The 4,354-nt window shown below is 61.2% G+C and carries 4 protein-coding genes and 1 tRNA gene; 1 reads left to right on the plus strand and 4 read right to left on the minus strand.

Annotation, left to right across the window (positions count from 1 at the left end):
* A partial coding sequence (locus AWZ10_RS32145) for an NAD(P)H-binding protein (protein ID WP_159058423.1) occupies positions 1 to 424 on the plus strand: 424 nt, incomplete at its 5' end.
* 73 nt (positions 425 to 497) lie between these two features.
* Here AWZ10_RS32145 and AWZ10_RS32150 read toward each other — a convergent pair.
* The 4 genes from AWZ10_RS32150 to AWZ10_RS51725 form a co-directional block, all read right to left on the minus strand.
* Complete coding sequence (locus AWZ10_RS32150; protein ID WP_046708747.1) at positions 498 to 704, minus strand: hypothetical protein; 207 nt, start codon at positions 702 to 704, stop codon at positions 498 to 500.
* A 119-nt stretch (positions 705 to 823) separates the two neighbouring features.
* Positions 824 to 911 (minus strand) — tRNA-Tyr (locus AWZ10_RS51720).
* Positions 912 to 1,155: 244 nt separating this feature from the next.
* The gene (locus AWZ10_RS32155) at positions 1,156 to 1,401 is read right to left on the minus strand and encodes a hypothetical protein (RefSeq protein WP_037694013.1); all 246 of its coding nucleotides are present in this window, start codon (positions 1,399 to 1,401) and stop codon (positions 1,156 to 1,158) included.
* A gap of 264 nt (positions 1,402 to 1,665) precedes the next feature.
* Positions 1,666 to 3,699: a hypothetical protein gene (locus tag AWZ10_RS51725; RefSeq protein ID WP_159058424.1), complete on the minus strand. Its 2,034-nt coding sequence runs from the start codon at positions 3,697 to 3,699 to the stop codon at positions 1,666 to 1,668.
* Positions 3,700 to 4,354 lie beyond the last annotated feature (655 nt).

Consider the following 4,354-nt stretch of genomic DNA (forward strand, 5'->3'; position numbering starts at 1 on the left):
GGGCAGCGGGGCGGCCCGCAAGGACACGGTCGACCGCGCGGCCGCGGTCCTGTTCGCCGACGCTGCGGTGCGGACGGGTGTGCGCCGCCACGTCGTCGTCTCGTCCATGGGCGCGGACCCGGCGCACCAGGGCGACGAGATCTTCGACGCCTACCAGCGGGCGAAGGGCGAGGCCGACGCGTATGTGCGTGGCCTGGACGCGCTGGACTGGACGATCCTGCGCCCCGGCATGCTGACCGACGACGCCGGCACCGGCCTCGTACGCCTGGAGGCGTCCACGGGCCGCGGCCCGATCCCTCGCGACGACGTGGCCGCGACGCTCGCCGAACTCCTGGAGAACCCGGCCACCGCCGGTCTGACCCTGGAGCTCGTCAGCGGCTCGACGCCCGTCTCCGTGGCCGTGAAGTCGGTGGCGGGCAACTGAGCGTGGTGCGCCGGGGAGCCTCGCCGCTGAAGGGCGGTGCCTCGCTGCGCAGCCGCGGCGGCCGGCCGGGGACTCAGAAGAGCTGCAGCTGACCGGGGAACTCGGGCACGACGAAGCCGTCGAGCGCGGGCTGGGCCGCCCCGATCCGGGCCTGCCTGCGTGACCCGGGACAGGACACCAGTTCCCCGCTCGCTCCCGGCGGATCGTGCCGCGCGAACCGCCCCGCCACGACGGCGATCTCACGACGGCACTCGGGGCAGTTCCTACGACGTGATGACATGCAGTCAGTGTGCCTCGGGCCGCATCGCTGCCCAGGTCCGTCGCCCCGGGCGCCGTGCACACACACGAAGAAGCCCCTTCCGGACTGTTCTCACAGTCCGGAAGGGGCTTCCCTCCACGTGGCGGCGCCAGGATTCGAACCTGGGTAGGCATAGCCGACGGATTTACAGACCGTCCGGCGATCACGCCGTGACCTGGCGTTTCCGCCTGTCGGCGCCCTACTGCCCCACACGCACCCCACATGGCCGCCGTCGTGAGCGAGTGACCCGCCTACGCCCCAGGGAAGGGGCCTCCCCAAGCACGCATCGTTGAGCGCCCTTCCACGGCCCGAGGACGGCCCGGGAGGGCGCTCGTGCTTGAGCACCGCATTAGGAGTTCGATCATCGAGCCGTGCGGCCTGCTCCGCGCCCACGACGCTGGTTCCAGTCCGCTGCCGTCCAGGGGCGTTGATGTCACTTCGCGGAGCGCTGGCGCGCTGCCAGTCGCCGCAACCTACGGCGGCGCTGTCCTGCTGCGCGCTGCTGGGCTCTCACGATGGCGACTGTCTGCGGATCACTGATCAGGTCGTAGTCGTACATCAGAAGCGCGTCGTCGTCCTCGGTGAGCAGGCATCGCAACGTGTTGATGTGACGCTCAGGACTGGTGAGTAACCGCTTCGACTCCAGCCAGGCGGCCAGACCACCATCGTCTTCCAGCACGGAGCCATCGTAGTCAGCCGACCCGGCGTCGTCATGCCAGTTCTCCGGGTGCAGGCATAACCCTCCCAGGGTCGCAGATCGACTCCAGCAGCCCAGGCCACAGCGGGGTGGGGGTGGTCACCCGTGGGTGCCGACTGTCAGCGTTGGTCGACCTCGCACGGCCCAGGGACGGCCCAGGGAACCCAGGTGTCGCGACCACCGCCCACATGCTTGCAACCCCTTCGTCCCGAAGTCTGAGTCCATGGCTGGTCCGACTATCAAGCGCTACTCGTACGGGTCCTCAAATCCCCCGTTACCCTGCGCCTTCTGGGCGTCGCGCAGCATTCGAAGCCCGTCTCCAGTCCCCATGTACAGCGCAATACTCTCCTCTTTGGTAATTTCCTTTCGGAGTTCTTCGCTTCCCCCAAAGCTAGTTAACGACGCATCGGGCACAGTAATAAAAAGGCTAACGCCCACAGGCCCTCCATTGCGAATGATTCTTAGACACAGAGATCTAGCTTGGCTACTCGCTTGAAACAGAAGGTGCGCTTCCTCAATCGCGACGAGAAATCCGGGCTTTTCGGTGCTGGGATTCACATACCCTCCATTCTCGATCCTTGCTTTGATAACTCGATCGACTGCCGACAAGATTTCTAGTGTGGTTTCTAGGTCGCCGCGCGAGCACTTAAAAGCCGCACCGTTCTCCGTGAACGGATGAAAGTGCTTCTGTTCGGGCGACCAGTCGATGAGAAACAGGCAGTACCTAGAGCTCGACAGTGCGCCGAGCAAAATTATCGACAGGTTGTTGCTTTTACCGATTCCCCTTTCCCCTGCGATGATTCCGTGACGCACACCAACATTGTGTTGATGCAGCTCAATCTCCACCCGTCGCCCGTCTCGAAAATTACCTATGGCAATCTTTCCCGTTTCCGGGTCATACAGGGAATTGGCAGGATCATACGGCAAGACAGTGGAGTGGAATTCGTCTTGAAACTCCACTTGCCGCCAGTAACTTGCAGACCTGATGTCGCCCATGTCTGTATAGATCGCTGCTAGGTTGGCGGCTGCGCTTCCATTGCCGTCCGCCGCTAACGGTTCCCAGGCTGCTATTGCATACTCATCCCGTCCGGCCATATAGGCGTGCATTCCTATGAGCCAACGGTCGTCATCGTCGGGGCAGAGATTTAGAGCTTCTCTCCATATGAAGTCAGGGACATCCGACCTGTCTTTTGTAGTGCGAGATACGGCATCTGCAAGGTAGTCGAACGCACGCCACATGCCCTCATACTCTTCGCCCGGTATCAGTAGCCCAGAGACGCCATATCGGACTTCCGTGGCCCAAGTCTCGGCCTCATCCCAAGGTTCAGGCCTCAGTGTTGAGCTACCTAGGTATTCTCCATGCAGCTCTTTGAGGACGTCGATATCTACAGCACCACTGAAACCAGCCCGAGCCAGGTCAACACTCGCCTGAACGAGGGCAGCCCCTCGAGGGTGTCCACCTACGCGTTGCGCTCTCTGCCACTCCTCCATCAGGGTGGGGCCGGCAGCCAAGTACTCGGCAACACCATATGTGTCGCTATGCTTCACTGCATCGGATAGCCGCTCATCGCCAGTTTTTGAAGCTCGAGCAACCTCACGGTCACTCCAGATTCGCTCAATAAAGATTGGCTCCACCGTTCGCAGTAGGCGATTTCCAATCTGCCGAGAATAAATTTCCCCATCAGACGCTCTGTAGCCTCGGGAGTTTGCGTACATTTCGAATAGGTCGTCCCGCATTGTGGCTACGATTGCGACATTCATTCCTTCCAAATCATGCAGTAGGGCCGGATTCAATCCGCGATCTCCAAGAAAACCCTCAAGGTCGTCCAACCAGAGAATGAAGGGTGCCGCAGGGGAGTCTCTCAAGAACCTTGGAAGTTCGGCTAGTTTCGTTCCGCGAACAGGTGCGTAAATTGTGTGGTCTGACATGCAGCGCTGAATTCCATGAACTGCCGTCCTGCTTTTTCCTGAGGTAGAGTCTCCCGTCAGCAGTGCCATGCCACCATGGGTGGCAACATACTTCATTCGTTCTGCTACTTCTCGATCCACATCACGGAGCACGTATGGCGGCAGAGGTGGGCGGTTACTGACTGTGCGAGACCTGTGTACTCCTAGCTTAAGTGCGCCAACTTCGTGAACCTTGGGCCATTCGGTCGGCTTAAAACTAGGCGCCCCCTCTAGTTTTATGTGTATCTCAGGGTTGGTGATGATCGGGGCTGTAACATCGCCGCCCACTGCCACTGCTGCGTCCCCGGTTGCGGTGACCTTCTTCTGTCGCACTTTCTGCCCCACCCCTGCTATGCGTCTTCGATATCGGTAGTTAGATCACCTTTCGCTTCTCCGCCGATGGCGATACTGCCGGGGCCTTGAGCATTCGTCCCCTCTTGGGTACTTGCTGGCGGGCTTGATTGCGATGCCCCGCGTATTCGCGTGCTAATCGATCCGTGAGTGGAACCGCCTACGGCTACGCTACCTGCACCCATGGCGGTAATAGTTGCCTGCTGGGCTTCGATACTCGTTAGCCATATTTGAGTTCCGACACCAATTACAAGCAAGGCCCCTAGCGCTACCCACCAAGCAATGCTTGGCCGGTCCGTAGCGATGTTTGTTACAAGGCCTATTGCGGCGGCGATCACCACCGCTACCCCACCCGCAAGACTGCGTTTCATTGCTGCCGACACAGGCCCTCCCACGATCTGACGCGGCCCTAGCACGAGCCGGCTTCCCCCAGCGACATATTCTGCCGGATCATTGAGGTCGGTGGAGCGGCTTTGGGCTGGAGCTGCTTTGGGGCGAGTGATCATGGCCCCGTAAGCTTCCGGCGCGTCGGGCAGTCTGTGGACCTGCCCGTTAACCTCGATCTTTCGTGACGGTCGGCCGACGGAGTCGGCGGACCGTTTCGCTTTCGGTGGCTGAGGATGGGCACGCCGACAGC

The sequence above is a fragment of the Streptomyces europaeiscabiei genome, assembly GCF_001550375.1.
GTDB lineage: Bacteria > Actinomycetota > Actinomycetes > Streptomycetales > Streptomycetaceae > Streptomyces > Streptomyces europaeiscabiei.

Excerpts from the sequence above, each read along its gene's own strand:
- AWZ10_RS32150 (WP_046708747.1), bottom strand. The coding sequence starts at position 704 with ATGTCATCACGTCGTAGGAACTGCCCCGAGTGCCGTCGTGAGATCGCC.